This is a genomic window from Paenibacillus sp. FSL M7-1046, assembly GCF_038007405.1.
In the GTDB taxonomy this organism is placed as follows: Bacteria; Bacillota; Bacilli; order Paenibacillales; family Paenibacillaceae; genus Paenibacillus_AQ.
Genome location: NZ_JBBOXB010000001.1, coordinates 1,161,490 through 1,187,747, shown reverse-complemented (window position 1 = coordinate 1,187,747; position 26,258 = coordinate 1,161,490). Strand labels below are relative to the sequence as shown.

25 protein-coding genes are annotated in these 26,258 nt (G+C 52.6%); 20 read left to right on the top strand and 5 right to left on the bottom strand.

The annotated features are described in order from the left end of the window. Positions 1–17: 17 nt before the first annotated feature. Positions 18–821, bottom strand: a complete 804-nt coding sequence (locus NYE29_RS04990) for an aminoglycoside N(3)-acetyltransferase (RefSeq protein ID WP_340894675.1) — start codon at positions 819–821, stop codon at positions 18–20. Positions 822–1,165: 344 nt separating this feature from the next. On the opposite strand from NYE29_RS04990, the gene NYE29_RS04985 reads away from it, so the two are divergent. The 10 genes from NYE29_RS04985 (at position 1,166) to NYE29_RS04940 (ending at position 9,897) form a co-directional block, all read left to right on the top strand. Beyond that, positions 1,166–1,585: a Na-translocating system protein MpsC family protein gene (locus NYE29_RS04985; RefSeq protein ID WP_340894673.1), complete on the top strand. Its 420-nt coding sequence runs from the start codon at positions 1,166–1,168 to the stop codon at positions 1,583–1,585. 127 nt (positions 1,586–1,712) lie between these two features. After that, entirely contained in the window at positions 1,713–2,501 is a 789-nt protein-coding gene (locus NYE29_RS04980; RefSeq protein WP_038586322.1) for an ABC transporter ATP-binding protein, read from the top strand. 78 nt (positions 2,502–2,579) lie between these two features. Next, positions 2,580–3,467 carry an ABC transporter permease gene (locus tag NYE29_RS04975; protein WP_038586324.1) on the top strand — a complete coding sequence of 296 codons (888 nt, stop codon included), beginning with the start codon at positions 2,580–2,582 and terminating at the stop codon, positions 3,465–3,467. Between the two features lie 43 nt (positions 3,468–3,510). After that, the gene (locus tag NYE29_RS04970; RefSeq protein WP_340894670.1) at positions 3,511–4,548 is read left to right on the top strand and encodes an ABC transporter substrate-binding protein; all 1,038 of its coding nucleotides are present in this window, start codon (positions 3,511–3,513) and stop codon (positions 4,546–4,548) included. A gap of 38 nt (positions 4,549–4,586) precedes the next feature. Beyond that, positions 4,587–5,225 carry a cysteine hydrolase family protein gene (locus tag NYE29_RS04965; RefSeq protein ID WP_340894668.1) on the top strand — a complete coding sequence of 213 codons (639 nt, stop codon included), beginning with the start codon at positions 4,587–4,589 and terminating at the stop codon, positions 5,223–5,225. Next, positions 5,222–6,715 carry an MFS transporter gene (locus NYE29_RS04960; protein WP_340894667.1) on the top strand — a complete coding sequence of 498 codons (1,494 nt, stop codon included), beginning with the start codon at positions 5,222–5,224 and terminating at the stop codon, positions 6,713–6,715. The genes NYE29_RS04965 and NYE29_RS04960 overlap by 4 nt, the downstream gene beginning before the upstream one ends. Positions 6,716–6,962: 247 nt before the next feature. Next, positions 6,963–7,196, top strand: coding sequence for a ribbon-helix-helix domain-containing protein (locus NYE29_RS04955; protein WP_038586333.1), 234 nt, complete (start codon positions 6,963–6,965; stop codon positions 7,194–7,196). Positions 7,197–7,225: 29 nt separating this feature from the next. Beyond that, positions 7,226–8,362 carry a DNA polymerase III subunit beta gene (gene dnaN, locus NYE29_RS04950; RefSeq protein ID WP_340894665.1) on the top strand — a complete coding sequence of 379 codons (1,137 nt, stop codon included), beginning with the start codon at positions 7,226–7,228 and terminating at the stop codon, positions 8,360–8,362. A gap of 94 nt (positions 8,363–8,456) precedes the next feature. Then, positions 8,457–9,464 (top strand): alpha/beta hydrolase family protein, encoded by a 1,008-nt coding sequence (locus NYE29_RS04945; protein ID WP_340894663.1) that lies wholly within the window; start codon positions 8,457–8,459, stop codon positions 9,462–9,464. A gap of 37 nt (positions 9,465–9,501) precedes the next feature. Continuing rightward, positions 9,502–9,897 carry a MerR family transcriptional regulator gene (locus NYE29_RS04940; RefSeq protein ID WP_038586339.1) on the top strand — a complete coding sequence of 132 codons (396 nt, stop codon included), beginning with the start codon at positions 9,502–9,504 and terminating at the stop codon, positions 9,895–9,897. Here the strand turns inward: NYE29_RS04940 and thyX are convergent, their stop codons facing one another. Continuing rightward, positions 9,898–10,605: an FAD-dependent thymidylate synthase gene (gene thyX / locus NYE29_RS04935; RefSeq protein ID WP_038586341.1), complete on the bottom strand. Its 708-nt coding sequence runs from the start codon at positions 10,603–10,605 to the stop codon at positions 9,898–9,900. It lies immediately after the preceding gene. 242 nt (positions 10,606–10,847) lie between these two features. Between thyX and NYE29_RS04930 the strand changes: the two genes are divergently transcribed. From NYE29_RS04930 to NYE29_RS04900, 7 genes are all read left to right on the top strand, one after another. After that, positions 10,848–11,624 carry a Cof-type HAD-IIB family hydrolase gene (locus NYE29_RS04930; protein ID WP_038586345.1) on the top strand — a complete coding sequence of 259 codons (777 nt, stop codon included), beginning with the start codon at positions 10,848–10,850 and terminating at the stop codon, positions 11,622–11,624. Between the two features lie 65 nt (positions 11,625–11,689). After that, positions 11,690–11,953: a hypothetical protein gene (locus NYE29_RS04925; protein WP_340894660.1), complete on the top strand. Its 264-nt coding sequence runs from the start codon at positions 11,690–11,692 to the stop codon at positions 11,951–11,953. Then, positions 11,950–12,699 (top strand): WecB/TagA/CpsF family glycosyltransferase, encoded by a 750-nt coding sequence (locus tag NYE29_RS04920; protein WP_038586350.1) that lies wholly within the window; start codon positions 11,950–11,952, stop codon positions 12,697–12,699. The genes NYE29_RS04925 and NYE29_RS04920 overlap by 4 nt, the downstream gene beginning before the upstream one ends. Before the next feature lie 42 nt (positions 12,700–12,741). After that, positions 12,742–13,128: a hypothetical protein gene (locus NYE29_RS04915; protein WP_340894658.1), complete on the top strand. Its 387-nt coding sequence runs from the start codon at positions 12,742–12,744 to the stop codon at positions 13,126–13,128. Next, entirely contained in the window at positions 13,128–13,364 is a 237-nt protein-coding gene (locus tag NYE29_RS04910; RefSeq protein ID WP_340894657.1) for a GNAT family N-acetyltransferase, read from the top strand. The genes NYE29_RS04915 and NYE29_RS04910 overlap by 1 nt, the downstream gene beginning before the upstream one ends. Positions 13,365–13,420: 56 nt before the next feature. After that, complete coding sequence (locus NYE29_RS04905) at positions 13,421–14,425, top strand: phosphotransferase (protein WP_340894656.1); 1,005 nt, start codon at positions 13,421–13,423, stop codon at positions 14,423–14,425. A gap of 183 nt (positions 14,426–14,608) precedes the next feature. After that, complete coding sequence (locus NYE29_RS04900; RefSeq protein ID WP_038586356.1) at positions 14,609–14,968, top strand: DUF948 domain-containing protein; 360 nt, start codon at positions 14,609–14,611, stop codon at positions 14,966–14,968. Positions 14,969–15,065: 97 nt separating this feature from the next. Here the strand turns inward: NYE29_RS04900 and NYE29_RS04895 are convergent, their stop codons facing one another. The 3 genes from NYE29_RS04895 to NYE29_RS04885 form a co-directional block, all read right to left on the bottom strand. Next, positions 15,066–16,856: a hypothetical protein gene (locus tag NYE29_RS04895; RefSeq protein ID WP_340894654.1), complete on the bottom strand. Its 1,791-nt coding sequence runs from the start codon at positions 16,854–16,856 to the stop codon at positions 15,066–15,068. 102 nt (positions 16,857–16,958) lie between these two features. Beyond that, positions 16,959–17,882 carry a hypothetical protein gene (locus NYE29_RS04890; protein WP_052091822.1) on the bottom strand — a complete coding sequence of 308 codons (924 nt, stop codon included), beginning with the start codon at positions 17,880–17,882 and terminating at the stop codon, positions 16,959–16,961. Then, positions 17,875–18,027, bottom strand: coding sequence for a hypothetical protein (locus tag NYE29_RS04885; protein ID WP_156130813.1), 153 nt, complete (start codon positions 18,025–18,027; stop codon positions 17,875–17,877). Before NYE29_RS04885 ends, NYE29_RS04890 begins: the two co-directional genes overlap by 8 nt. A 246-nt stretch (positions 18,028–18,273) precedes the next feature. On the opposite strand from NYE29_RS04885, the gene NYE29_RS04880 reads away from it, so the two are divergent. The 3 genes from NYE29_RS04880 to NYE29_RS04870 all read left to right on the top strand — a co-directional run bounded on the left by NYE29_RS04880 (position 18,274) and on the right by NYE29_RS04870 (position 25,936). Beyond that, positions 18,274–20,067, top strand: coding sequence for a vWA domain-containing protein (locus tag NYE29_RS04880; protein ID WP_445322199.1), 1,794 nt, complete (start codon positions 18,274–18,276; stop codon positions 20,065–20,067). A 69-nt stretch (positions 20,068–20,136) separates the two neighbouring features. Further along, positions 20,137–23,526, top strand: coding sequence for a tubulin-like doman-containing protein (locus NYE29_RS04875; protein WP_038586367.1), 3,390 nt, complete (start codon positions 20,137–20,139; stop codon positions 23,524–23,526). A gap of 4 nt (positions 23,527–23,530) precedes the next feature. Continuing rightward, entirely contained in the window at positions 23,531–25,936 is a 2,406-nt protein-coding gene (locus NYE29_RS04870) for a transcription initiation factor TFIID (protein WP_340894653.1), read from the top strand. The last annotated feature ends 322 nt before the right edge of the window (positions 25,937–26,258 follow it).

The following is a 26,258-nucleotide window of genomic DNA, read 5'->3' as shown; positions in this document are numbered from 1 at the left end:
TTCGGAATCCTGTCTGTTTAAGCTCTGAATTTCCCCATCCAGTCCGTGGCCCAGTCGACCAGAGGTCTTTGCGCTAGCAGCCGTATTTCGGCATTGCCGATGTGATGAATCTTGAGATTGATTTCTTGCTCATATTCATTCCCTAACGTGACAAAATCACTGTCATCCACCGACTGGGTCGAATAAGTAAGCCACTCCCGCTTGCCGTCCACCAGAACTGCGCTGCTCTCGTCTACCATGTGTTTACCGGGGAAATCAGCCCGGGCTTCGGCCAGATGCAGGGATGTATTCCTGTCGTGGCCGACGCCAACCAAGAGGACATAACCATTTAGCTGATAAATTTTGTCCAGTGGCGATCCGGCACCAAAAATATTGCTCAAATCATGGTCCGCCGTAATATAGGCTGCATGTCTGCCTACTGCCGCTATGGAGCGGGCGGGGTGATCCGATCTTTGGGCTCCCGGCCATTTGCGGAGCATTTCAGCCGCGGCACCCATGCCGATGGCCGGAGTAACCTCTTTATCATAGGCGGGCCAATGCTCCCGTATCACAGGCCACCATTCTGCCGGTTCCTGCCAGTGGACGCCTGTCGAAGGATCGAGATTTTTCCAGGTTTGCGAAGGCATGACCAAAGTGCCGTCTTCCCCCACTATCTCCAGTAACGCCCGGATTAAGGTCTCCGCACCTCCCACGACAAAACCCAGCTTGCTTAGCGAGGCATGAACAAACAGGGTTTGCCCTTCTGCCACTCCGCAGCCTTTAAACTGCTGGATCAGGTCTTCCTTCGTTAAAATGGCTCTTGTTTCCTGCAGCTCAGTCATAGATAATTCCACCTTTATACAAAAATAACCCCGCATAAGCTGCGGGGTTGTCTCCGGGTGCTTCCGGAAAACAGTGCCCTTGAATTCGGAAATTTACTAAATTATACCACGGAAATACCAGCTGGGAATAGCGAATTACACTGTACTAACCCATGGGCGGAACAAGTTACAGGTAAAGAAGTGGGAAGTAGAAATTTGAGTAAAATGAAAGTAATGTTTACTTACATCCGAAAATATTTTCTAGTTAAATGTCATTTAATATAACATTAAGTTATTGACAACTCTATCTTTTTATCTATAATGATGTATAAGCAATAGGCGGTGACGTAGTTACCAATGTTCCCGTGATATTTTATAACATTATTATTAGCTATGAAGGAGTGATCGCCATGATCGCTTCCGCCGGACAATGGAAACAGGATATTTTACGGATCTATAACGAAATCAATAAGAGGATGTTCAACGCCGGTGTTAAGCAGCAAAAGGTTGATTTTGTAGGAAACAAGATTATCATTTTATCCATCAACAGCCGTGTACCTGTACTGAAGGTGCTGGATACCCATGATGCTTCGGCCAGCAGGGAAATTAATCTGGTGCTGCATGAGGTATTCAAGCGTCAGATCAAGCAGGCTTTTATGGATGAATTTCAATTGAATATCAAAGCCGTTCTTAAAGATTATGATGTGGAGACCGAATATTCCGGTACGATCATAATTTTGGAGAAGGATTTGGAGCATTACCTGAACGTTACGCTGGAACTCTGAATGTGGGAGAGCCGGCCTGCCGTCAGTTTTCAGACAATAGCCCTGGGGCTGTGTCTAAAACTGGCGGCTTTTTGTTTATCCATTGAATTTCTGCACATGATCACAAAATTCTGAGGGGGATGAAGCGATGAAGGCCAAGATTGAAATTTCAGGGGTAAGCAAGTGGTTCCGCCGTGACGGCAAAGAGATTATCGCCATGCAGGAAACGAATCTATCCATTGAAGAAGGGAGATTTGTCAGTATTATCGGTCCCAGCGGCTGCGGCAAATCTACCCTGTTCAACATTATTGCCGGACTGATGCCTCCATCAACCGGCCGTGTCCTGGCAGACGGTGAAGATATTATCGGGAAGACCGGACATGTCGGCTACATGCTGCAGAAGGATATGCTGCTGCCCTGGAGGACCATTCTGGACAACATTATTCTCGGGATGGAAATCCGCGGAGTGCCGCGCAAAGAGGCGGTTGCCAGAGCCCAACCTTTGATGGACCGCTACGGGCTGAAAGGCTTCGGCAGCCATCATCCTGCAGAGCTGTCGGGAGGCATGCGGCAGCGGGCAGCGCTGCTCCGCACGCTTCTGTATGACAGGGACATTATTTTACTGGACGAGCCTTTCGGCGCGCTGGATGCCCAGACCCGGCTGACGATGCAGAACTGGCTGCTGGAAATTTGGGAGGACTTCAGAAAGACGGTATTATTCGTCACTCATGATATTGACGAGGCGATCTACCTGTCCGACGACATCTATGTATTCTCCGGCCGCCCGGGCAGAATTATTTCCAAGATTTCTGTGGACATGCCGCGTCCGAGACATAAAGAGGATACCGTATCGGCTTCCTTTATGGAGCTTAAGGCTCATCTGCTGGACCTGCTGTCCGGCGGCGGAAGCGAAGAGCCGGCTGCACATATCTCGTAAGTATACTGCTTTCGAAGTGAGTTTTGTACGAAGAATATCGATGAAGACTAACCACACAAAACTTTAGGGGGAAACAGGATGGAAAGTGTGCAGAAGAAAGGGTACGTCATTCACAAACTGGAGGCGTCCGGGAACAGCGCAGTGAAGCCGGACAAAAGGCAGGCGGAGCCGTTCATTCAGGACGAGGAGGCGGTGAAGCGCCGGACCGGCAGGATTATCAGCATCGGGCGTCTCTCGGTAGCGCTGCTGGTTGTACTCTGCTGGGAGCTATTTACACGGATCGGCTGGATGGATTCCTACTATTGGAGCAGCCCGCTCCGCATCCTTAGCACGACCTGGACACAGATTACGGAGGGGACTTTGCTTGAGGATATTGCCTACACCTCAAGTTCCACCATTCTGGGGTTTATCGGCGGAACCCTGCTGGGCTCGCTGCTTGGTCTTTCCTTCTGGTGGTCGAAGAGATTTGCCGGAATCAGCGAACCGTTCCTCATTCTGCTGAACGCAATGCCGAAGCTGGCGCTGGCCCCTGTGCTTGTGATTCTGCTGGGCATCGGGTTTTTCTCCAAGGTAGCGCTGGCTTTTGCCATGACGGTGGTGGTTGCGGCCTTGTCGGCACACAGCGGGGTGCAGAGTGTGGATAAGGATATGGAGAAGCTGATGTACTCGCTGGGCGCGAAACGCCATCAGGTCTTTACGAAAGTGGTCATTCCCTGGGCGATGCCCTGGATGATCAGCAGTCTGCGGATTAATATTGCACTTTCGCTGGCCGGAGCCATTGTAGGAGAATTTATTGCTTCCAGTCACGGGATCGGCCGCATGGTCATTTATGCCGGGACGATTCTTGATATCAACCTTGTTTGGGTGGGGGTAGTGGTCTTGTCGGTGTTGTCGATGGTCATGTATGCAGGGGTAGTGCTGCTGGAGAAGTGGCTGTCCAAAGGGTACGGAATGAAGAAGGCGTAAGGCGGATTGTTCTATTTCATAAGATAAAGGGGAGAAACAAATCATGAAGTTGAAAAAAGTAAAGCTGTCCGCCGTCCTGCTGCTGGTCTCCGTCATAATTCTGCTTGCGGGCTGTAGTAATAAGGAAAGCGCCGAAGCCGCAGCCGGCAAGGAAGGTCTAAAGAAGCTTGTGATTGCCGAACCTTTGCATTATACAGGTTATCTGCCGCTGTATGTGGCGCAGCGCGAAGGGTATTTTGCGGAAGAAGGGCTTGAGGTCGAAATGCTGCAGGCTACCGGCGGCACGCATGTGACTTCGGTGGTCAGCGGGGATGCCTGGGGCGTTATCGGCGGTCCGGAATCCAATGCGCTGGCGAATACCGGCAATTCGGACCCGATCATTTCGGTAAGCAATGTCGTCAACCGTGCCAATGTGTATTTGATGGCGAAGAAAGGGACGGCTCCGGCAGGAAGCTCCGATGAAGAGCTAAAGGCCTTTCTTCAGGACAAAAAAATCAACGCCGGACGGCATGGCGGAACGCCGAACCTTCTGACCCAGTATTTGCTGCTGGAGCTGGGGCTTGATCCGCAGAAGGATGTACGTCTGCTGGAACCGGCGGATGGCTCAACCGTTGTAGCCATGGTCCAGCAGGGTGCGGCTGACATTGCGAACGGTGCCGAGCCGCAGATCAGCGACGGAATGGATAAAGGCGTGTGGGACGAGCCATTTTATAAATTCCATGATATGGGCGATTATGCGTATTCCGTATTGAGCGTGAAGAAATCTACCCTTGAGAAGGACCCGGAAACGGTGCAGAAGGCGGTGAACGCCGTGGTCAAAGCCTTAAAGGCTATCCAGGAGGACAAGACGATGGCGATGAAAGTGCTGAAGGCCGAATTCCCGACCCTTTCGGATACGGCGGCGCAGGCGGCACTTGACCGCGCTTATGAAGACCAGCTCTGGAGTCCGGACGGAATCATCTCGGAGGAAGCGCTGGACAAGGATATGAATGTAATGATCAAGACCGGGATTTATAAAGGCGAATATACGTATGACGGGCTTGTCGATATGCAGTTTGTAAAGAAGACCGCAGAGAAGTAAGCGCCGCATGGCCTTCAAAAACTAAAGAGGTGACGATGATGGAGTTGACAGCAGATTTGATTATGCCGGATCGGACGGCTTTGGTCATAGTAGATGTGCAGAATGATTATTGCCACCCGGACGGTGCGCTTGCCGCAGGCGGAAACGATGTGGCTGGTGTAAAGGCGATGATGCCGCGTCTGCATTCGCTGATTGATGCGGCCAGAGCGCACAGGGTTCCCGTTATTTTTATCCAGACCTTTCATGAAAAAGCGACCGACTCTCCTGTGTGGGCTTCGCGTTCCGGGCGGGGTTCGCTCGGAGTCTGCCGCAAGGGGAGCTGGGGGGCCGGATTTTATGAGGTGGCTCCGCTCCCTGAGGAGATTGTGGTCAACAAACACCGGTACAGCGCGTTTATTAATACCCGACTCGATTCCGTGCTGCGCTCGCTGCGGATCGAGACGCTTATCATGACAGGGGTAAGCACCAATGTATGCGTGGAATCGACGGCGCGGGACGGATTTATGCTGGATTATCATATCGTGCTGGCGGAGGACGCCTGTGCCTCATATTCCCGGGCGGCGCATGAGATGACGCTGGAGAACATGAAGGGCTATTTCGGGGTAGTCGCTTCAGTCGCGGAAGTCGAGGAGAACTGGAACATCTGGCATCAATCTGCGCTGCAAAACGCACTATGAGCTTCTCGGCTACGACTTCCAAGCGGGAGGTAAACCCATCGGCAGTTAAGATTGTCATCTGTCTCGGGGCGTTCCTGTCCAATCTTTCCGCCGGAATGTTTAATATCGCCCTGGTCGACATTTCGGCGGATCTGCGGATACCGGTAGCCTCTGCCCAATGGGTGGTCAGTATTTATCTGCTGGTCATCTCCGTCCTGCTGCCCGTGATGGGCCGGCTGGGAGATAGGCTTGGCCGGCGGAAGGTGCATAACTTCGGTCTGTTCGCTTTTGCGGCGGGCGCACTGGGCTGCGCACTCGCTCCGAATGCCGTAATGCTGCTGGGCTTCAGGGTGATTCAAGGCGTGGGCGCTTCCATGTACCAGGCAACAAATATGGCACTTATTGTCTCTGTATTTCCCGCAGAGCAGCGGGGCCGGGCACTTGGGCTGATGAGTACCTTTGTGGCCGCAGGCTCCATGGCCGGGCCGGGGCTGGGAGGTTTCCTGATCCAGTGGTTCTCCTGGGAGAGCAACTTCTGGCTGCTTGCTGCAGTGGCAGGGGGTGTAGGGCTGCTTGCTGAGCGGCTGATCCCGCAGGATACCGAAACGGCTGGAGGGCGGCTCGATCTTGGCGGAGCCGTATGGTTTGCGGCCTGCCTATCCTCGCTGATGATTGCCCTTGATCTCGGCGGCCGCTCTTCCTTCCTGTCTCTGCCGGTGCTGCTGCTGTTCGCAGCTTCAGCCGTTACAGCCGCTGGCTTTGCGGCACATGCGCGCTTCTCCCGCAAGGGGAACACAGATGAAGCCGCTGAAACGGCTGCCGCTGCAGAGTCGCCGGAAGCCGCGGCGACTACTCAATCCCGCCGGTCTGCTGATAGCGGCTTTGGACTATTCGCTGACCGGAACTTTGCCGCCGGAATTGTCATTACGGTCATCACATACATGGCGGCATTCGCCGCACAGCTGGCTTTGCCTTCGCTGCTGCGGCTGGCCGGTGCAGAGCCTGCGCTGGTCGGCTTGATCATGATCGGGTACCCTCTCGCGCTTGTGGTGACAGCTCCTATAAGCGGGGGCTTCGCGGACCGCAAAGGTCCGCTCGGCATCCTTGCGGCCGGGCTGCTGCTCATGAGCGTGACGCTGCTGGCACTTGGTTTCGCTGCCCCTGCGCTTGGAGCCGGAGCGATGATTCTGCCGGTGGTACTGCTCGGCTGTTCGATGGGAATGGTGACTTCGCCCAATACCAGCATCGTCATGGGGCTGGCGAAGAAATCCCAGCTTGGCCGGGTCAGCAGTGTGCTGGCGCTGTCACGCAATATCGGAATGATGTTCGGCACAGCAGCGGGCGGTCTGGTCATTGGCGGCGGCACTTCCGGATCGGGAGGAGGAATGTACATGGCTGTGTTTCTGGTCTGTGCAGCGGGAGTGGGTATTTCCTGTATCTGGCTGCTATATTCCCTTCGCCGCAGCAATAAGGACAAGGGAGTGGAGCAGCTGCCTTGGTCGCCGCGCTGAAACCTGCCGTGTCTCCAAATACAATTCCCGGCTTAGCCTATCCGCTCAGAATCAGCCGGTTATGCCTTAACCCATGAACCTTCGCCTTGGCAGGCGGAGGTTTTTGGCCTGGAATCAGCGCAGCCAAGCGCAGTTCTATTCCGCTCCGGATCATTCCATGCATTGCCAGGGAGTGGACTGTATGCTAGAATTAAATTATCAAGATTATGAAAAAGGTTCCTATAATCAAATGAAAAGGTGAAATGCTATGAGCGATAATGCGATCAAAATTGGTGTCTCCAACAAAGACGGTCAACTTGGTTTCTTGTCTGGAAGAGGCGGTCTCCGGGAGGGAGCAGGCAGGAAAGGTATCGGGTGCACCAAAAAGGTATCCCTGACATTGCCGGAGGAGCTGTGGAACAAGCTTGAAGCAGATTGTACAGCTACAGCATTATCCCGCTCGGAAATGATCCGGAATATCATTACTGCTTATTATTCATAATCATTCACTACAAGGGACAGGTGAGGGCAATGCTGGTCAATGTGACAAAGGAAACACTGCTTCATGCTCTGCAGCATGTCCTTAAGGCTGTTGTTGCGAATAGCCCAAATCCAATTCTGTCAGGAATACATATTCAGGCTTATGAGAAGGCTCTGGTGTTCACGGCAAGCAATACAAGTATGACCATCCAGTACAGGGTTCCCGAGGATAAGGACTCGATGAATGTGCAAAGAACCGGCGGAATTGTGGTGCCGGCCCGTTATTTAAGTGAGATCATCCGCAGGCTTCATGCCGGGTGGATAGCTTTTGAGAGCGAAGAACCTTTTATCCTAAGCATTACTTCAGGCGATTCGCATGTCCGGCTATGCGGTTTGGACCCTGCGGAATTCCCGCCCGTACACTCCCCTTCCACTGATGCTGAGCCTGCCTGCAAGTTTCACATCCAGAATGACGTATTGCGATCGGCGATAAGACAGGTGTGCGTGGCTGCCTCCACATCCGATTCCAGACCGGTACTGACGGGAGTTTCTTTTGAATTTACCGGGGAAAATCTCAACCTGATGGCAACGGACGGAATCCGTTTTGCTTCCCGCACGCTGCATACCGGGTATAACATAAACAACGGAACGAATGTTATTGTGCCTGCTAAAAATATTAATGAAATCGTAAAGATGCTTAGCGACGACAAAGCCGCAACAGAAATTGCAGTGAGCCGACATCAAATCAGCTTCACGGCAAATGAGCTGCATGTACAGTCCGTCCTCATTGAGGGGGTCTTCCCCTCAGCCGTAAAAAATGTGATTCCACAATCCTGCAAATCCGAACTGCTCATTGGCCCCTATGGTTTCCTGCAAGCAGTTGAAAGGGTGTCCATACTGGCAGGCGGAAACATCATTCGGCTTACAGCGGCTTCCGGCAAGCTGGTTTTATTATCCGGTACGGCGGACATAGGAGAGGTCCGGGACGAAATTAGCCTGGAAGCCATGGAGGGGGATGACTTCACCATCGCGCTGAACGGCAGGTTCTTGCTGGATATCCTGCGCTGCCTGGATAGCGGGTCCCTCAGAGTAAGATACACAGGGAAAGAAAGCCCGGTGGTCATCCTGACTACAGACCCGCTTTCGCCCGCGCTATTCCTGATCACTCCTGTAAGGACCCATGATTGAGCCGCGTGCATAAACTTCATATCGCTGGCACCTTGACCTTGAAGTATACTTCAGGGTTTATGCTTTATCCGCAATCATTGCTGTTCTTCAGCTTATGGTGAATGTCTGGTATCCTGTGGACCCGGAAGAGGCTGAGGGGAAGGTGAAGGAGCATTATCCTTCCGAGCTCGGAGAAGCTATCAGTCTGGTATTTGGCCTGCCCAAGCAGCTGTTCAGTCATGTGACCGAAATTCCTACACATGTCGTCGATGGAGCGAAGCTGTCCGCAGCCGAGGCGAGCTATCCGGTTTTACTGTTCTCGCCGGGCATTCGTTCCACCCGGTTTCAGAGCATGACGGCCATCGAGGAACTGGTCAGCCACGGCTATATTGTAGTAGGGATGGATCATCCCTATACATCGGCTAAGGTCACATTCCCGGATGGACATTCGGTCTTCTATGAACCTGATCCCGAGTTTGATACCTCTGCAGAGCTTTATGAGTATAATGTCACAGGAGTAGGTATTCGCGCAGCCGATGCCAGCTTTGTACTCGACACGCTTACGGAATGGAATGCGCAGGATCCGAACGGTTTGTTTCAGGGCAGACTGGATCTGGACCGGACCGGAATATTCGGCCATTCCTATGGCGGGGCGACAACTGCGGAGGCGCTGGCACAGGACAAGCGGTTCAAGGCAGGCGTAAGTCTGGAAGGCGGATTCTGGGGGGAGGTTGCCCATACCGGATTGCAGCAGCCGTTTATGTACATGATGTCCGGAGGTACCGCTCAAAGTCTCGATCCGTCAGTGACGAAGAAGGACAAAGTATTTTACGAGGAGTTTGCCCCCGATCTGAAATCAGTTATGACGAAAAGCACGAGCGACACTTATTATCTGACGGTTGATCATTTTATTCATCAGAGCTTCACGGAGATCGCGCTGCTGTCGCCGTCGCTGTTCGCTAAAGATATCGATCCGGTGCAAAATATTGATATTACGAGATCTTATGTGAGAGCCTTCTTCGATCAATATTTAAACAACAAACCGCAATCTCTTCTGGACGGGCCATCAGCCGATTCCCCCGAAGTGAAGTTTGATCAAGAGTATACCCGCAAGAGAATGTAATCAGCAGATAAAACTGAGAAGGCAGGGGGGAGCAGTCATGGAGGGCATGACACGCGGAGAGCTGGCGAAATTATCCGGGGTAAGCATGGCAACCATTCGCTATTACGAGGATAGTGGCATCCTGCCTGTCCCCGGGCGGGTAGCAAATGGTTACCGGATTTATACGGAGGATTATCTGGTGAAGATCAAGTTCATCAGGGATGCCAAATCCCTGGGGTATTCGCTGAAAGAAATCCGTGAAGTGCTGGGAATGCTCGGTCAAAAGATGGATGCCGAGACGCTGAAGGGACGGGTCCGCAATAAAATACTGGAAATCGATGAAAGAATTGCTGCAATGCGCTCCATTCAAAGCATGCTTGCAGGCCTGCTTGAGACGCCTCAGGAGGATATCCACAATTATTTGCAGTCGTTCCGCATTCACGATAAGGAATAGTTATTTGGACAGCAGCTCGTCAATCGTCACCGGGAACAATGCTTTCACAATCTCAAGTACGGCTTTGGCATAGTCCTGTATTTCCTTCTGGGCGTCATGCTCCAGCCGCTGATTCAGGAAATGCGCTACGGATTGCAGCGAAGCCGTCCAATACCAGCGGACATAGAGTCCATAGGCAGGCAGAAACAGCCTTGCCTGTTCCGCGCAGATTCCGTCTGCCAGCGCAGCCTCATATTTCTGAATCCCCAAATCCACATAGTTCATGAGCTCCCGGGTATATTTCTCTCCAAGCTCCCAGGCTACGATATCGCCGCTGCCTTGTTTGGAGTTCGCGGGTGCGCTTCGCCATTGCCCGGCGGCAGGGGTATAAAAAGCGGGTTCTTCCGTAATATACCTGCGGCTTGATTCATTCCAGGCCTCCAGGCTGTCACCGGTTCCTTCATAATGGGCCGAGCCGATGACGTATTTCCACCACTGTCTGGCGACCATAAGCGGAGCATAGATTTCATATTGGATCACGGCATGGCGGAAGGGGGAAGTATGTCCTTCTCTGGCCAGAAATTGAATGAGCCGCAGATCTTTTTCTGTGAGTGCATCCGACTGTTTGGCATAGGATACCCGCGCCGCATTAACAACGGTGAGATCGGAACCCATATGATTCACCAGCCGGACATAACCTTTATCGAGAACATCAATATTCAAGAGCAATTACCTCCAATTTTTTTCTCTTATTCTTATTCCTCTGTGCAGGTGGCATTTCCTGCAAACAAGGCACCCTTAGGGTGTCTTTTGTGTTGCGTTCGTCCGTTACCACTTAATCTGAAATCACTAAAGATACATTCTCCATTGATTTGAAGTCCAAGTTGCTGGTATGGTGAGAATGAGTATGTAAATATTTGGAGTGCGAGGATACTCTTCATAGCGCATGAATCAGGGAGTGGTTCTGGAGGATGTACAAAATAGTGTTTTTTGACGTGGATGGCACGCTCTTAAGTGAAGTTGACGGATGTATGCCGTCCAGCACCAAAGAAGCGCTTGGAACGCTGGCTGCGAAAGGAATAAAGGTCGTGGTCGCTACAGGAAGGCCGTACAGTCTGTGCGAAGAGTTCAGAGGGCTTGGTGTGGATACCATTATTTCCGCGAACGGAGCACTTGTCCAAAGCAATGGGGAAGTGATTCATAAGTCGCTGCTGAAGAGTGAGACGGTCCGCGAGCTCTCGGTATTTGCCGGAAATAATGGACATGGCTTATCTTATTTCACCGATTTGCTCACGATGAACGGCCTCGGGTTCGAAGATGACCGGATGAAGAGGGCGCTCCAGGAGACTTTAAGTCTTACGGAATATCCTGAAACTATGGGTTCGTTGTCCGAAGAAATATATTGCATGTGCCTATATGCGGATGAACATGAAGCCCAAAAATACATAGAGCAGTTCCCGAGGCTCCGGTTTGTCCGGTTCCACGGTTATGTGATGAATGTGTTGGAAGAAACAGAGGTCTCCAAATCAACGGCGATCCGCAAGGTGTTGGAGCACTTCGGGTTATCTCCTGCCGAGGCTGTCGCCTTTGGAGACGGGGGAAACGATATCGATATGCTGGAATATGTAGGCTTAGGAATTGCCATGGGCAATGGAGGAGAGCAGCTCAAGCAGAAAGCAGACTTCGTCACTAAAAAGGCGAGTGAAGGAGGGATTGCTTACGCTCTGCAAAAGTATGGTGTCATTTAAATAGGGTCCATTTAGGGGAGAGATGATGGTGCGGATTAGACCAATGGCAGTAGCTTTCTTATTTAATGATAAACAGGAGGTGCTGCTTCTGCAAAAGCGGTCTGGCAGATAGCACCTTAATTGAAAGTGAAGAAGGCCGGCTCTTGTGGGTGGATCGCAGTGCAATTGCCGATCAGCATGTAACCGCCTCAACGCAAGAAGTGATGCGGCATTACCTGGAGACAGGGATTCATAACAACCATGTTTATGTAGGCTCGTTGCACTCCTTCCATGGAGAACCTGCGATGGGCTGGAATGTGCTGGAGGACTGGGAGGGAAATAATTTATGAATGATATCGTTTCGATTCTAGGTGTTCCATTTTCCAAGCTGACGCTTGAGGAAACTACGCTTCGGTTAGCCGAGCAAGTTCAGAATAAACAGGACAGGCTCTTTCATCTAATAACGGCCAATCCGGAGATTACGTTAGCCAGTCAGACCGATGAACTGCTTCAGGAAATCATCAGCTCGGCGGACTTAATCGTGCCTGACGGGATCGGCATCGTACTGGCTGCCAGAAGAAAAGGCGAGCCGATCCCCGAGCGGGTAACAGGCTATGACCTGCTGCTCAGGATGCTGGAGAAGGGCAATGAGCTGGGCTGGAGCTTTTATTTCCTGGGAACCGATGAAATCACCAGCAGACAGGCCGTAGAGAAGATTAACGCCTCCTATCCGCAGGTGAAGATTGCCGGCAGGCATCATGGATTTTTTAATGCAGCAGAGGAGCAGGGGATACTTGCAGACATTCAGCGCAGCAAGCCGGATGTTCTCATTCTTGCCATGGGCGCACCGTATTCGGATAAATGGCTGTATAAGCATAAGCAGGAGCTGACTGGCGTTAAGCTTGTTTTTGGAGTTGGCGGCAGCCTGGACGTAATCTCGGGAAAAGTGAAGCCGGCACCGGTGATCTGGAAGAAGCTTAACCTGGAATGGGCGCACCGGTTGTTGTTCGCTCCCGTTGCCAAAGGACAGAAATCCCGCTGGCGCAGGCAGTCCGCGTTGCCCAAATTTGTGTACCGGACAATGCTCAGAAAGTGACGGGGATTCGTAACGATAACAGATTGTGAGGGCGGAAGGAAGATGGATGAGACGGAATTTAATAAGATCCTGCAACTGATTTCAATGATTTCGTCGGGAGCGGAAGGTTATGTTAGGGCTGCTTTTGCCGATGGGGCTGTGTCGGTTATGTACTATGGGGAATCAGGTCCCAATCAAGGTGTCTTCTGTCTGGTGGAGGGAGCGGATTGCGTCATTGCCTATGCAGTTTTCAGGCAGTGCGGCCAGCCCGATGTATTATTGGAGGTGATGGAGAGCGAGATTAACCCCTATTTACAGGCAAGCGAAGAGAGGGAGATCTGCTTTAATGTATACGGGAGAAATACGGAGATCGTTCAGTTCGTGAGAGGACTCTTGCCGCTTACGAAGCGGAGTCCCGGGTCCGTTCGTTTTGGATACGAGGCTCTTTAGTGGGTGCTTATATTACGGAAGGGGAATATATCCGCGATATTGTTGTAGCGCCGGATTACCAGAACCGCGGGTATGGCGGAATTATTCTGAAGCACTGCATCAACCGTATGAGAGAGCAGGGTGACGGGAATATTTTTTTGCGGGTGGCCGGAAGCAATGCCGGAGCCAAGAGACTCTATGAGCGAAATCACTTCGTTGAAACCGCCTGTTTTGCCGAGCATACCTACCGCCGCTAGAAAGAGCTTTTGTTCATGATTATCGCTATTGTATTCGTTGCAAAGGAAGATGACCTATGAGTATAGATAACAGTAAATTGACCGAACTGATAAAAGATACAATATACTGCTTCATTTCCCCGGATATTCAAGTACTGGGTATTGAGAATATTCCTGTAGGCGCGGGATCACAGGCAGTTGGATTGTCGCGGCATAAAATAAATTGGAAAATGACAGCTGAAAATGAAACCGATCCCATCGGAACAGCAACAACTATCTCTCTTGAGGTACCGGGCATCTACCTGTATTCCAAGCAAGCCACCTTTATTGAGCGGTCGGCACTGTCCAGATTATATTCACAGGCAGCGAATGTGCCGTACAGCTTGTCGAACCATCCGCTGAACGAGGGCCGCAGTTTGCTGGTTATTCAGGACGTGGACGTTGATACGGATTACGCCAAGCTGGATATTGCACCAATTCAGGACAGAGAAATGTTGGCGCTGGCCTATATTCATCGGGCCAATATGGGATGCAGGGAAGATTTGCCGTGGTTGCCTATGGTTGATGAGGCCTATATTGCAGAAATAATCAATGAACAATGGAGATATTCGTGGAATTTCGCTAAGGACAATCCGGCATTTGAAAGGACGTTTGGGCTGAATGTCATCTCCGGAATAGAGGAAGCCGCCAATGGCATCGTTGAGGAGATGTCTGCTGTGATCAATGAGGCAAGCACTCATACGATGATCCACAATGATCTTAATCCCGGCAACGTATTGGTGCATAACAATGAGAACGTGTATTTTATTGACTGGGAGGAGGCCCGCTACGGCTCACTGTTTATGGACATTCCGATGCGGTGCGGCAGCCTGCAGCAGGCCAGTGCTTACCGGACCTATCTGGGCAATTTCGGCTTAGACATTCCAGAGCCACGTTATGCAAAGCTGTTCTCCATAGCTTCCCGATACTTGGGGCTTCGTTTTATGTGCTGGAACCTTGGGGTGTGGGAGCATAATGAACAGGCAAAAGCGGATTTGCTAAAATACATGAAGATGGTGACCCAGCCTTTATTCAGTTCATAAGCAGCAGACGGTGAATCCTCCTTAACCGTTCTGGGTAAGTATTAGTGTATAGATTGAGCTTGAGAATTACATTTAGGGAAGAGTGGCGGCCGGAAGTCCAAATATTCTCTGGAGTCACGGACAATCCTAAAATAGAAGAATTATAAGTTCAATTTATATAGAGGGAAATTAGGAGGGATACGTTTGGGTAATCCGCTGAAAGAACTTAAGAAAAGTATCGACGGCTTGAAGCAGTCGCTGGATGGTGTTAAACATTCGGTAGACGGCTTAAAGGAGCCGGTGGATGAGATCAAGGCCAATATTCAGGAGACTAAGGATGAGGTGAAAATGCGGTCGGATAGTGTGAAATCCGAGGTGCAGCGGATGAAGGCATTCGTAGAGGAGACCAAAGAGGTGCTCGGTGAGGTTAAGGAAACGATTACGTCGGCCGCCGATGTTCTGTATACGCAGAAGCGTTATAAACGTCTGCTGAACCGGAAAAGAAAAGTAGGAAGCGGGAGCGCAGCACGCCGTAAGAAGGCTGCAGCTGTTTGGCGATCATAGATTTTTTTGGACAATCCCCGAAAAAGAAGACGTAAGAGACTAACGGCAATCCTCCGTTACTTTCTTACGTCTTTTTAATAGAAGTATTATTGGCAGCTTAAGGGAGTACTACACTCATGCTTTCCAAGGAGTCTGCCACGAACACGGGCAAGTATTGCATTCCTGTATCTGTCTCTACGTATTCGAAACTGTTCAAGAACTGACCGCTCACCAGGGCTAACCCCGTAACCGATCCGGTATTTCCCTGAAGGACAATAAGACGTCCATCGGAGCTTGCAACGGATCTGCCCGAAGAATCAATATATATATCGCAGTGAAGGGTAACCTTCTCAAAGGGATGAAGCTCCAGCTCGATAGCGGAAATCTGTGGATATTCCTGTTCCTGATGAATCTCGGAGAACTGGTAGACGCCCTCTGTTAATCGGTATACCGCGGTCAGGCCGTCTCCACCATTGTCTACAATTGCATTTTCAACGTAAATAGCATGATCATCCGGCTGCAGCGTATAGCTGTTTCCGGCAAACGAGAAGAGCTGGGAGATTCCCTCCGGCTTAATCTGATAGGCAGTAAAAGAGGTGCGCCCATCCTCACGGCTGCTCTCGGCGACGACCACAGGCACTTCGGAGAGGGCTGACAGCTTATCATCAAAAGCAAGACTGCGGAGATTCTCGAAGCCCGCAATGACTTCACCGGTCCTTGTCGAGACAATCCCGTCCTCGCTCATATCCGCAAAGTAGAGGACTCCGCTGCTGTCTGTTCCGGCTACGGCCACCTTGGCTCCGTATCTTCCGGTGACGGAGACAACATGGGCATATTTGCCCTGCTCCTCACCGCCCGGTAGCAGGCGGACAGGCTCCGCAGCATTCCAGGCGATCCTGGCGGCGGCAATGTCTTCTGCAGTGTCCTGAAGTCCGGTGAGGTCGCTGTACAGCTGGATCGCTTCAGCATATTGGCCGCCGCGGACCAAACGTGCGGCGCTCTTCATCAGCTTCGCTAAGCTGCTGTCTATTAACGTAAGCACCTTGGATGAATCAATGCCGGCAGAGGCAGCATATTTGTGGTAGCTTACGGCATGCCCGGTAAAGGCGGCATAGGAATCACTGTCCAGATCGCCGCTGAGCATCTTCTTTGCGCTGGCCTCAGTTTGCTCCTGTACCCATGAGGCATTATAGGTGTGGCTGTTGTAGGCATCCATCATGGACAAGGCGGAATTCAGCAGAGCATCGAAGCTTCCAGCCGCCGCCAGCTCCTTGAGCTTAACCGTATCATGAGCTTGGAAGGACCCGGCCAGCAGCTTCTCCTTGGCTGGGCTCCCTCCATAAAAGGCATCGGGAATCCGCAGCAGATTCCACTTGAAGCTGTCCCCGCTGTCTTCATTGCCGCTGCCGCTTTGACTGGCCCCCAGTTCGGTAAGAAACTGGCTCTTGAACTGCTGGAACCCGGCTGAGAACTGGCCGGAAAGGCCTGAATCCGCCGACAACTGGCGATAATAGGATTCATAAGACCCTCCCGGCTGCATATACTCAGTTTTCAGGCTAAGCAAAGCAGCATAACTCTCCATGAACCCGGTAAAATCCTTTGTATCCAGCTGCTGGGACACTTTTAATACCAGTGTCTTGAGCCCGCTGCGGATCGCTGTTATTGGAGCCAGCTCCTTGAGCTTCGCTGCAACCTCGTCTTCCTTATAGAGGATGGAAGGGTTCGCCGCTGCCAGGCGGTACTGGTTCTCTGCGGCAATCAGATCGCCGGCGGCATATAGCCGGTCGCCTTCATGCACGGCCTTAATCTTGTCTTCGATTCTAAATGCCTTCTGTCCAAGCAGAATAAGGATGAATGTACACAAAATGATCAATATATTCCGCAGGGATATGGCTTGTTTAAACGTCATATTATAGTAGCCCCTTTCTCGCGGAGCCGGTACCGTCCTGACTTTGGACGGTGCAGCCGCTTCTTCTTGTTTAAAGTACTATTAAATATTGCAGTACTTTACTCAAGATTCAGGGTCCCACCGGTATTTGGCTTCACGGACTTCCGCCACCTTAAGATCCAGGCCGTTCCAGGCTTCATAGGGGCTGGCGGAGATCAGCCTGGATAAGCGCAGGAAACGGTCCTTGGGCAGATCCTGTATGTATCTTCCGATCATTCCGGAGTAGAGCAGCGCGTAACGCTTCAGGCGTACAGCCGCTCCGGCGACACCGACCAGGATGGCCGCACCTTTATCCATTTCAAGAATCTGAGCTTCATAATTCTTCACATAGCGCAGCGTACGGTCTTTGATAAGGTCAGGGCGGACCTTGGCGATTTCGCCGATATATTCTGCGAGCAGTGGCTCGAAATCCTTCAGCAGCAGCTGTTCAAGCTCCAGGTACATATCTTTACGCAGCTGGAAACCGTGCAGAAGGGCAATACGCTGGCGGGCAATCCGGTCGCCGCGCAGCAGGATGGAAATTTCGCGCAGCTTCTCGTAGGCCAGCACATCATTCTCGCGCAGTACTGATACAGCCTCCTGACGGTTGATTTCCAGGCCCTCCTTGATGTTAATGATATTTCGTCCCAGCAGTTCATTGAGGGCATAAAGATTCTGGTTCTGCCTTACCTTCCGCTGCGTATAGAATAGAAGTCCGGCTAGAACGACTCCTCCGGCAGCGCACAGCACCATCTGCTGCAAGCTCTCGCCGAAATAGACCGAGACCAGGGTGAGCAGCAGGATGAGCAGCAGGCGGGTGTGCATTTTGCGTCCTGCGATGGAGGTGGCCTGCTTCTCCACCGGAGTCAGGGCGGCACGTCCGCATTTGCCGCAGCGCTCTTCGCCTAGTGCGGTATAACGGCCGCAATGGCGGCAGACGCGCAGGTTATCATGCGCATAACGCGGAGCCTTGAAAGGCCGGAAAGTTACGGGTTTCTTCTTATTCACGGGCAGGATCGCCTCCATTCAGTGCGGCGAGCAGCCTCTCGTCAATGTCGTCACGGGTAAGCGGCTTGCGCTGGCGTGAAGCATACAAGGAGATCTGAATTACGGCATATAGAAACGTAATCCCGAGAATGACGTATGAAATCATGGAACTCTTCCTTTCTTCTTGGAAGTACAGCGGTCTGGAGGGGCTGATAGAATGACGATTCTATGCACCCGGTTGCCGGTCCTGCGGTCCTAAAGTTGAAGTTTACAAGGTTTAATTATATCATAATGGCATACTATTTACAGATTTTAGCTATACCGTTACCCTGCCGCATAACCCGAATATAACACAAGAGGAGCCATCTTTATGCTTCGTACACATTTACACCTAAGAAGAACAAGTCCAACGATGCTGCAGCGTGTTGTGCCTTTACTGCTGCTGATTCTGTTCATGGCCGCTGCGCCCTTTGCGTCATTGCAGGCCAGCGCTGCAACATCTGCCGCGCCATCTCATATTGACGCCGTACTGCTGATTGATGTCAGCAACTCCATGAATAAGAGTGACAAGAACAAGATCGCGAACGAAGCGATGAAAATGTTTATAGATATGCTGTCTGCCCAAGGCGATAAGGTTGGTATCGTAGCCTACACCGATAAGGTGCAGCGGGAGAAGGCGCTGCTGCAAATCAGCTCTGCCAGCGACAAGCAGGACCTCAAGGATTTCATCGACGGTTTAAGCCGCGGGGCGTATACGGATATCGCCGTAGGGATGGAAGAGGCCGTCAAGGTGCTGGAGAACGGCAGTGACCCGGGTCATGAGCCAATGATCGTCATGCTGGCTGACGGCAACAATGATTTGGATGAATCAAGCGGCCGGACCCAGAGCCAGTCGGATCAGGAACTGGATGCTGCCATAGAAACAGCCAAGCAGAAAGGATACCCGGTTTATACTATAGGGCTCAATGCTGATGGCAAGCTGAATAAAGAAATTCTGGCAGGCCTGTCTGACAAGACAGGCGGCAAGGCATTCACAACGGATTCGGCCGATGATCTGCCGCAGATCCTAAGTGAAATTTTTGCCAGCCATTTGAAGCTGAAGGTCGTGCCTGTACAGTCGATTACGGCGAACGGAAGCTATCAGGAGGTTACGGTCAATGTTCCTAACAGCAGTGTGCTGGAAGCGAATATATCCATTATGTCCTCCCAGCCGGTTACCGCGAAGCTGACGGATCCTTCGGGGAAGTCTATAGCTATCCCGTCGGACGATGTCCTGCTGTCCAAATCGAGCAGCTATAGCCTGATCAAGCTGATCTCACCGGAGCAGGGGGACTGGAAGCTCCAGGTGAAGGGTGTGCCGAAGGATAAGATCGATATCAATCTCGTATTCAACTATGATCTGGAGCTTAAGATCGATGCGCTGCCTTCCGCCGCAACTTACAAGAAGGGCGATAAAGTTGAGATTTCCTCGCACCTGTTCAGCAATGGTGCTCAGGTAACGCTCAGTAATTTGTATCAAGATATGAAGGCGGTACTGCTCGCCACGGATCTGGATACAGGCGATGTGCAGGAGATTCCGCTGGATAACTCCGCAGCGGTCTTCAAAGGCACCTTTGAACTCAAGGACAGCCATGAGTATGAGCTGAAGGTCCGGGCGGAGGAGAGCAGCTTCTACCGTGAGAGTGACGTGCTCAAGATCAACGCCAAGACGGGGACGGTTGCTACAAGCCCACCGGCAGCGGGAACAAAGCCGGGTGGTGAAGAACCTGCTCTGGAGAAGTCTTCCTCAAAGACGCCATATTTTATCATTGGGGGCATCGTGCTGCTGCTCGCTGCGGCTGTTGCGTTCTGGCTGTTGCGCAAGAATTCGACCCGAGGTTTTGTAGGGCAGATGGTGGTGGAGGTACTCGACGGGAATACCGGAGAGAAGACCTATCCACAGTACAAGAAGCTTTCGGCGTTCCGGGGGAAATTCACCCTTCACCAATTGCTGCAGCTGGCACCAGAGCTGAAGGAGAGCGAGAAGCTCGTCTTCACACCGGGCAAGAATGACCGCCTGCTGCTGCGCGGCGGGGAAGGTATATCCGTGGAAAGATCGGGCCGTGTGGCCGATACCTCGCGCGGACTAGAATTGAAGAGCGGCGACCGTATTTCCGTGACGCTGCAGACGGTAGACAAGACGATTTTGCTGGAGTATTTAATATAAGGCTGAGAAGTTAGTGGTATGGGGAGTTCCTGTAACTGGAATTTTTCAAATTGACTAGGGGGAAAACCTATGAAACCGGTAGTGAGAGAGCATATTCAGCAATTGGATGTATCGCTTGGCGGAGGGATCGTCAGCGACAAAATCAGAGTAGACACGATCGATAATCCGATCCTGATCATCGGCCTCGGCGGCACGGGCATTGATGCCCTGCTGCGCTTGAAATACCAGATCAACCGCCGCTTCAAGCTGCCGGAAGATCCGCTCTCCAAGAAGAAACGCGACAAGCCGGACAATGTGGAATTTTTGGCATTTGAGACCAATGAGCAGGACCGCGGTAAAAAATACAAAGGCATCGGCCTCGATCCGCAGAATGAATTTGTGCTGCTGGCCAATGCCGAGATCGGCGGACTGCTGCAGAACCGCAGCATTCTCGACCCGTATATTACAGAATGGCTGTCACCTGAGCTGAGCATTACCGACGGAATGAACGGTGCCGCAGGGGTACGCCAGGCTGGACGGCTGCTGCTGTTTACGAAGATCAACCAGGTTGTGGGCGCCATCGACAAGAAGATCAAGACGCTGTCCGTCGGCACCAGCAAGAAGCTGATGGTATTCCTGCTCACCGGTCTGTCCGGGGGAACAGGAAGCGGCTCGTTCCTTGATATTGCTTATATCGTGCGCGGGATTATTGAACGCGACTACGGCGCGGCCGGTGTTGACCGGGTGAACACACTGGGATATCTGTTCACGCCGGACGTGAACCTGGCAAACAAGAGCCTCAGCGAGCATACGCGCGAATATATCCGCAAGAACGGGTATGCGGCGCTCAAAGAGCTGGATTACTGGATGAATGTGGACAGCCGGGGTGAACGGTTCCGCCAGCAATACGGCAATATACTGACGGTCAATTCGCCGCTGCCTCCGTTCAATCTGTGCCATCTGATCTCGGCGACTAATACCGAAGGCAAGCTGCTGGAGAACGCCTACGATTATTGCATGAATGTAACCGCGGAGAATATTACGAACTTTATGGCCAGCGAGGAAAAGCAGTCGGGTGAGGAATTTGCGATCCACGACTATATCAGCAACATCCGCACGAACATTGCGCAGATGAACAAGACCTATCCGGCCAACTATGAATACAACATTATCGGGGCCTCTTCCGCCGTTCTGCCGATTGAGGAAATGACCACCTATCTGGCTTTCCGCCTGTTCGACAAGATGGACAAGATGTTCCAGCAGGCACCGGGGCAGGAGGATGTGGAGAAGCTGGCACGCAAGCTGGGCATCGACCTCGACACCATGATCAAAACCTTTGAATCCCGCGTGCCGGAGCCGCTGCCCGGCTACCAGAACAGTGAACGTCTGGGCCATGCCAATGTGATCAAGAACCAGGTGGTCGACATGGATACGGAGCTGGAGCAGAACTTCCTGTCCCGGGCGCGTGAAGAATATATCAAGGCCAAAAAGCAGCTGCCGGGCGAAATCACCGGACGTTTCGGTGAGGAGCTGGAGCGTATCTTCCTTCATCCTGAGCAGGGACCGTTTTATGTCTCTCGCCTGCTTTATACCGAGAAGGGCTTTTGTATTCTGAAGCTGATCCAGTCCTATATCGAAGCGCTGCGCGAGAGCCTGCTGAGACTTCCGCGCGATATCGAGACGGCGCAGGAGAGTGCGGAAGAGAAGCTGGGAGATGCGCGGAGCGCTTTTGTCTCCAAGGAAAAGAAGAAAAACGCCTATATCGAAGCCAAAATCAACGAGTACTGGCTGCATGCTGATGTGGAGCGCACGGAGCAGATGATCGAATTCTACGAGGACCTGTTTGAGCTTCTGAATGAAGAAAACAACCGGATTTATGGTGTGTTTACGGAGATTCTCAGTGCGCTCAGCACGATCTTTGAGAAGAACGGCGATATTTTGATTAACGGTGAAGAGCAGGCCGACCATAAAGGCAACAAAACCTACTACTGGAATATCGTCAATGTGCCGGATATTTCGGCGACGATCTCGAAGGTAATGGACCAGAAGGACGGTGATGACCTGATCCGTGACTTCACGCGGGAAATGCTGAAGCATTCCGGCCGCTGGGTCAAAGAACAGGAGATCGACATTGTGCGTTCCATCTCCGAATTCCTGAGCGATAAGTTCGGCGATCTCATTACCCGTTCGATGGAGGATTTCCTGGTCATGAAATACGGCCGCGAGGAGCCGCTGGATAAGTTCGTGGAGCGGATTATCGCCGGACGCCTGGATGAGGACGCCGTGCCGATTTTCCATCTCAGCAACAGCTCCGGCAGCCTGCACTTCCCGTCGTGGGGATTCGTATCTGTGCCGGTTAAGGCACCGGGCATCCTGAAGGGGATCCGCAATTATCAGAATAATGCGCTGGGCAAATCGCAGTTTACGATCAAGGAAAGCCAGGTGAAGAACCGGATTTTCTGGCTGAATACGCGCAATGGGGTACCGCTGTTTGTGTATACGCCGCTGCGGGTGTTCGAGGAGAACTATGAGCGGACCATCCTCGACAAGGAAGGCATCGGCCGCCATCTGGTGATGACTGACAAGAACAACTGGACCTACCTGCCGTCCCCGATTCCGGAAAAATCATGGGGCGATACCTACGTCAACGCCCGTGTGCGTGATTACAACGCCAGAGTTCGCGCCGATTTCGCGAAAGCACTGGAGAGCGGGGTTATTATCGAAAAAGGGCTGGATGAAAATACGAGCAGCCGGTTCTCGGTCGTGTTCACCAAGCCGTTCGACTTGGCTAAATTCCTGAGCGGCTATGATCTGCAGCTTGACTCCTCGCGTCCGAATCTTGGTGAAGTGAAGAAGGCAACCGACGAGCTGAAGGCGCTGCGCCAGAATGGGCTGGAGCGCGAAGGGATCAAGGATATCTTTGGCAGCATTAATAAGGAACTGGCCCAGGAGAATCTGATCCGTTCCCCGCAGCTGATTACCCGTGTGCGTGAAGAGCTGGCGAAGTACGAGGCGCTGACCGCGAAGGCGGCTGAGCTTGAGGCACTGCTGCATCAATATATCGACGAAGACAAATGGCTGGATCAGTTCATCGAAGCCTTGTACACCGATACGATCACCAAAAAAGGCGCGCTTTACGTCTATGACCGTGACGAGGACGAAGATGCCTGGGAACCCTTTGCCAACTTAATGAAGGAACGCAGCTATGTGGAGTATGCGGTATACCGCCATTTCCGCTCGCTGGATGAGAAGAGCCGCAGTCTGCTGCTGCGCAAGGCGGCCCGCCGCGCCGGTGAAATGACCGCTGCGGAGGATGTCACCCCGCTGCTCTACAAGCTGGAAGGCATGTATGTCTCCTTCCTGGAGGCGCGTGACAGTCTGGAATATGAGCGGGTGGAGCATGCGGACGGCGATGAAATGTACAGCTTCTACAAGAGCCTGACCGGCAAGCTTGGCAGCATCCGCAGAAAGCTGAAGTAAGCCTATGATTAAAGCACAAGCATTAAGTTATGCCCAGCAATATGCGGCACAGGAAGAGGCGCAGCGCAGCAAAGGGGATGGACGCAGCAGCATCCATTACCCGGCCTTGTTTCTGTTCCTGGGCGACAAGGTATCACCGGCCATTGGACCGGTGCTGGACAGCTGCGAACGGAAATGGGATAATGCCGGCGGCGTGATGGCACTGCATGCAGCGCCTGCAGGCGGCAAGGAACAGGGCCACAGTCAGGTGCAGGGCGGTGAAGGCGGAAGGGAGCGGGTGATGAGCATGGCCCTGCCGGAAACGGCGGGGCGCGATCCCCGCACGGTCCGCCATGACATCTACCGCGAATTTCACGAAGACAGCCGTTATTTGGCTGGGATGAACCGGACCCTCCGGCAGCTCGGCAACAGCATAGCGGATTATGGGCGGCTGTATTCTTCCTTTGACGTCATCCATTTGTCCATCATTACGCGGGTCGATGACCCGCTTAATGTGCTGCTGCCGGAAGTTGCCCTGCTGGCCCGAGCAGTGCTCGGGCAGTCGTTCAAGTCGGTGCAGACTGACCTTTACGCCCTGATCAACGAGCGGGAGCAGGGGGAGAATTTCGGGTATTCCAGTTCGGTAGGGCTGGCTTTTCTGCGTGAGCTGGACGGGATGCAGCTTACGGACTATACGTTCAAAGCGCCGCTGCTTGTAACCGAAGAAGGGCTGTCGATTCCGGTCGCCCATGGCCCCTCCGCCTTGTTCGATCTCGTCTATCTGCTCTCTGATAAGAACGAGCGGGGGATGATGTCCCCGCATGGCATGGACGATAATTATGAGATTATCGCCCATATCAGCCTGCTGAAGAACCGTGTGCGGCCTTCCACGGACCACGCAACCGGACATGGCGGCTATAACAATATGACCTTTAAGAGCGGCATCAGGGGCAGTACGGGAAGGCAGGGGTATGCATCCGCCGGCTTTTCCGCCGTTCGCAGACCCAATAAGCAGATTGCGCTGACGGTGCTGTACCACGCTTTCCGCTATCTTGCGGAAGAACTGCGCGGAGGCAGCGCTGCATGGAGTCTGCGTGAGCGGCAGTCGCTGCTTGGGCTAAACCCGGAGGCCTTGCGTGAACGTGCGGCGGCATTGCTGCCGGATGAAGCCGGAATTGCGGAAATGACCGGGCTGATGAGCCACGGACGACCGTCCTTCAGCGAACTGAAGCAGCTGTCGCTGCGCGAAGCGGAGGACCTGCTCTTCGGTGACGGCGGGCAGGCTTATTTCCGCCGCAACTTTGCGGAGGTATCCGCCGGACGCACAGCAGCCGTAAATCCTGCCCGTGAATGGGCCGCTGTTCTGTCGGCCCAGGAGACGGCGGTTCCGCCAGTGACGTTCTATCAGCTGGCGGAGTGGACCGCCGGGCAGGGCGAAGCCGGCGGCAGTGTGCTGCATGCGCTGCGCCAGCATATGAACGGCCTGCGCTCAGCGTTATCCTCCGCACAGGAGGAGCTGGAGCGGCTCTACGCGGAAAGCGTGGAGCGCCAGCCGTTCCAGCGGGTGCCGCTGCTGGATAAACGGACGGTGCGCAATTTCATTCATTATTTATTTGAACGGGTCTATGGCGGAAGGTACGAGATTCTGCGTCTTGAGAGCGAGCTTGCGCTCTGCCTCCGATATGATGCCGCACTGGAACAGCTGCACCTGGAGAGCAAGGCTAAGGTGCAGACGATGGAGGCGCTGGAGGAAGAGCTGCGCAGTCTTGCACTGAATAGCATCGGCCGCAGCAACGAGACGGTGGACCGGAACATTATGGAGTATTACCGTACCGTCACGGAAGAGGTCATGAAGGACATGGAAGCGCGCCGTGGTGCCGGCATCTTCTTCAGCGAGCGCTTTATGGGCAGCCTCTCGGAATTGCTCAAGCAAGGCGGAGCGGCAGTCGCGGAACGGCTGATTGAGATCTGCCAGAGGGAACTGCTGGCGGCAGAGCCGTTCGCGCTGCCTTTTGAGGAAGAGCTGCTGCGGCGGGCCAATGTCGCGGCGGCTTATGAGAACCGCGAGATCGTGTCCAAGGAGGAGCTGTTCAAGCGGCTGTACCGGAGCCTGGAAGAGGAGGCGAACATCAATGTCCGCCTGTTCGAATACACGCAGGAGCACCGGCATGAGGAGAAATATTTCTTCGGCGACAGTGCATCCGAGTTCCTGCGCTACGCCTTCGGTGCAGACGAGACGACCCGCATCTACCGGCTCGGCTTCGTGCATGAGCAGCGCCGGAGCGGAGTCGAGAAGCTGAACCTGATGGGCGGTTTCCATCTGGAGGACCTGCTCTATTACCGCAACGGCAAGGTCTACTATGAGACCTACGCCACAAGCGGCTACCGGCTCCACGGCGTTGAAGCTGAGCAGCTCCCGGAGTTGCGCTAAGGTACAGGCACAGGCACAGGCACAGAATGGACGGCTGTGTGTGCTTCTCTTCTCAGATGAGCGAGTGTTTCTATTGTAAAAAGTGCAGCAGAACCGCTTGTGTCATCCCCTTACTGTATCAATCCAAGAAGAGACCGTTAGGAGTATGCTCCAGAGTATACTTTTTTTAAAAAGATAAGAATTTATATGCTTCACGCTATAAATTATCCTTCTATTTCTCGCTGAAACGGATACCGTCCTTTTGAGGACGGCGAAGCCATTTCCACTTGCTAATACTGTAATTTCATAGCCAGGCTCATTGAGTATCATTACAATAAACAAA

Excerpts from the sequence above, each read along its gene's own strand:
- NYE29_RS04905 (WP_340894656.1), top strand. The coding sequence starts at position 13,421 with ATGAGTATAGATAACAGTAAATTGACCGAACTGATAAAAGATACAATA.
- NYE29_RS04915 (WP_340894658.1), top strand. The coding sequence starts at position 12,742 with ATGGATGAGACGGAATTTAATAAGATCCTGCAACTGATTTCAATGATT.
- NYE29_RS04955 (WP_038586333.1), top strand. The coding sequence starts at position 6,963 with ATGAGCGATAATGCGATCAAAATTGGTGTCTCCAACAAAGACGGTCAA.
- NYE29_RS04870 (WP_340894653.1), top strand. The coding sequence starts at position 23,531 with ATGATTAAAGCACAAGCATTAAGTTATGCCCAGCAATATGCGGCACAG.
- NYE29_RS04940 (WP_038586339.1), top strand. The coding sequence starts at position 9,502 with ATGGAGGGCATGACACGCGGAGAGCTGGCGAAATTATCCGGGGTAAGC.
- NYE29_RS04895 (WP_340894654.1), bottom strand. The coding sequence starts at position 16,856 with ATGACGTTTAAACAAGCCATATCCCTGCGGAATATATTGATCATTTTG.
- NYE29_RS04925 (WP_340894660.1), top strand. The coding sequence starts at position 11,690 with ATGATAAACAGGAGGTGCTGCTTCTGCAAAAGCGGTCTGGCAGATAGC.
- NYE29_RS04965 (WP_340894668.1), top strand. The coding sequence starts at position 4,587 with ATGGAGTTGACAGCAGATTTGATTATGCCGGATCGGACGGCTTTGGTC.
- NYE29_RS04885 (WP_156130813.1), bottom strand. The coding sequence starts at position 18,027 with ATGATTTCATACGTCATTCTCGGGATTACGTTTCTATATGCCGTAATT.
- dnaN (WP_340894665.1), top strand. The coding sequence starts at position 7,226 with ATGCTGGTCAATGTGACAAAGGAAACACTGCTTCATGCTCTGCAGCAT.
- NYE29_RS04880 (WP_445322199.1), top strand. The coding sequence starts at position 18,274 with ATGCTGCAGCGTGTTGTGCCTTTACTGCTGCTGATTCTGTTCATGGCC.
- NYE29_RS04930 (WP_038586345.1), top strand. The coding sequence starts at position 10,848 with ATGTACAAAATAGTGTTTTTTGACGTGGATGGCACGCTCTTAAGTGAA.
- NYE29_RS04945 (WP_340894663.1), top strand. The coding sequence starts at position 8,457 with ATGGTGAATGTCTGGTATCCTGTGGACCCGGAAGAGGCTGAGGGGAAG.
- NYE29_RS04875 (WP_038586367.1), top strand. The coding sequence starts at position 20,137 with ATGAAACCGGTAGTGAGAGAGCATATTCAGCAATTGGATGTATCGCTT.
- NYE29_RS04975 (WP_038586324.1), top strand. The coding sequence starts at position 2,580 with ATGGAAAGTGTGCAGAAGAAAGGGTACGTCATTCACAAACTGGAGGCG.
- NYE29_RS04980 (WP_038586322.1), top strand. The coding sequence starts at position 1,713 with ATGAAGGCCAAGATTGAAATTTCAGGGGTAAGCAAGTGGTTCCGCCGT.
- NYE29_RS04920 (WP_038586350.1), top strand. The coding sequence starts at position 11,950 with ATGAATGATATCGTTTCGATTCTAGGTGTTCCATTTTCCAAGCTGACG.
- NYE29_RS04960 (WP_340894667.1), top strand. The coding sequence starts at position 5,222 with ATGAGCTTCTCGGCTACGACTTCCAAGCGGGAGGTAAACCCATCGGCA.
- NYE29_RS04970 (WP_340894670.1), top strand. The coding sequence starts at position 3,511 with ATGAAGTTGAAAAAAGTAAAGCTGTCCGCCGTCCTGCTGCTGGTCTCC.
- NYE29_RS04990 (WP_340894675.1), bottom strand. The coding sequence starts at position 821 with ATGACTGAGCTGCAGGAAACAAGAGCCATTTTAACGAAGGAAGACCTG.